The sequence below is a fragment of the Caballeronia sp. M23-90 genome, assembly GCF_053574605.1.
On sequence record NZ_JBSIPA010000691.1, the window covers coordinates 1 to 2323 of the forward strand.

A 2323-nucleotide genomic window follows, 5' to 3' on the forward strand; every position below is an offset into this window, starting at 1 on the left:
TGGTGGCGGTGGCGCCATGGTCACGCGCATCTCCTTGGGCGGCGCTTGCACAGGCGCAAAGTTCACATGCGTGAGGCCGTAGATCATCAACACCGTCACGACGACCGCCGCCGCGATGAACACACCCATCGGCTGATGTTTGTGTTCCGCGTGCGCGGACGCCCACAGCGCGCCCTTCAAGGGTTCATGCGAATCGTTCATGACGGGTTCGGGCTCAGTGCTTGATGATGTACAGGTCTTCGCTGCGGTAGTGGTCCATCGGATTCTTCGTGGAATAACCGCCCACGTAGCTCTTCACGAGGCGCACGAGCGTGTATTGCAGGAGCGGCAGCATGGGATAGTCTTCCATTGCAACCTTGCCTGCTTCCGTTTGCAGCTTCAGGCGCGTAGCGGGATCGGTGGAGTTCGATGCTTCACGCATCAGCGCATCGGCTTTCGGATTGCAGGCCTGATTGTCGTTTTGCTCCGAGCCGCACTGAACCAGCGTCAGGAACGTGCTGGCGTCGTTGTAGTCGGCAACCCAGCCGTTGCGCGCAATCTGGTAATCGCCATCATGGCGCTTCTTCAGCAAGACCTTGAATTCCATGGCCTGGATGTCGGTATCGAGCCCGAGCTTGCTCTTCCATTCCGACGCCGCGAAGATCGCCATTTTCTTGTGATATTCGCTGGTGTTCATCGCGAACTGCAGCTTGGTGCCAGGCTTCACGCCCGCTTCGGCCAACAGTTTCCTGGCCTCTTCCACGCGCTTTGCCATGGGCCATGACGCCCAGTCGTAGGCGTTCACGTCCGCGCCCTTCACGCCCTTCACAATCACGCCATACGCCGGGATCTGGCCATCGGCCGTGACGCGTTGCGCTAGGATGTCGCGATCGATGACCATCGACAACGCCTTGCGCACGCGTACGTCTTTCAACAACGGGTCCTTGTTGTTGAACGAGTAGTAGCGCAAGCCGAGCATGGGCGCTGCGCGCATCTCGTTCGGATACTCCTGCTTGTAGCGCGCGAACGTGCCAGAGGGCAATTGGTAAACCCAGTCGTTGCCGCCCGACTCGTACTGCTTGACGTCCGTGTTCTCATCTTCGATAGGCAGGTACGTCACCTGGTTGAGCTGCACGTAACCGGCATTCCAGTAATTCGGGTTCTTCGCGAGCACGAGCCGGTTGTTCACCTGCCAGTCTTTCAGCATGAACGCGCCGTTGCTGACGAGCTTGCCCGGCTTCGTCCAGTCCTTGCCGTTCTTCTCCATCGCTGCCTTGTTGATGGGGCCGAAGTTCGTGTTGGTCATCAGGTCAGGCAGGAACGGCACCGGGTACGGGGTCCTTATCTGCAGCGTATTCGCGTCGATCGCCGTCACACCAAGCGATGCGACCGGCTTTTTGCCCGCGACGATTTCCGTGCCGTTCAGCAGGAACATGCCATACGTGTTCGCATATGGTGATGCGGTTTTTGGATCGACGAGCCGCTGGGCACTGAAAACGAAATCTCCCGCCGTGACTGGTTCGCCGTTCGACCACTTCGCGTTCTTTCGCAGATGAAAGATCCACGTGGTCGAGTCTTTCATTTCCCACTTCTCGGCGACGCCGGGTACCGTTTCACCGTCGGAGCGAACAGCAGTCAAGCCTTCGAAGAGATCCCGCGTAACGTTATTGGCCGGCACGGATTCGGCGACGTTCGGATCGAGCGTCTCGACTTCGCTGCCATTGTTGCGCACCAGCTCCTGCTTCGCGGCGAGTTGCGTGCCGGGCGGGATGATGGCCGCGCTGGCGAGACTGGGGAGGATTGCGGCGCTGAAGAGACACGCGGCCAATAAAGTGGACGACCGGCGCGCAGGAAGAACGGATGAAGAAACGGACGAAGCGAAAAACATCAAGGAAACTCCCGGAATTCATGACCTGCCGCCAATGGCCGATGATCAGTGACCACTCGCGGTTGCAGCGGCCTTCGGCATGTCTCACACACTGAGCGGGACATGCCGAAGGTTTGGTTCAACTTTGTGATGGATCAGATCCAACGAACGCGCATGAAGACGGTCATTCGTCGTCGCTGCTCGGCGCGGTCTTGAACGAGAAGGTCACCTCGCCAACATACGGCTCGGCGTTCTTCTCGCACTTGTACGCCTTGGCTGCAGTAGTGACGGCTTCGTTGAAGACCGAAGTCGGCGGCGTCGTCTTCACGATCTTCACGGCGCCCACGCTGCCGTCCGGATTGATCGTCAGATGCGCGATCACGTCAGCCGAGATGCCGTCCTGCAGCGCCTTGCGCGGAATCTGCGGCTGCACGGACTGGCAGTGTCCACGGCCATCCACCACGCCATGCAACGCAA

General features: G+C 59.4%; 2 protein-coding genes and 1 pseudogene. All 3 read right to left on the reverse strand.

Annotated features, from left to right (window positions below; all coding sequences use genetic code 11):
* Positions 1 to 201: pseudogene (locus ACRXB1_RS34720) on the reverse strand (energy transducer TonB); the annotation flags it as partial.
* Between the two features lie 13 nt (positions 202 to 214).
* Positions 215 to 1867 (reverse strand): peptide ABC transporter substrate-binding protein, encoded by a 1653-nt coding sequence (locus ACRXB1_RS34725; RefSeq protein ID WP_449494617.1) that lies wholly within the window; start codon positions 1865 to 1867, stop codon positions 215 to 217.
* Between the two features lie 163 nt (positions 1868 to 2030).
* Positions 2031 to 2323 (reverse strand): TonB family protein (locus ACRXB1_RS34730; RefSeq protein WP_449494618.1); only part of this gene is annotated, 293 nt, incomplete at its 5' end.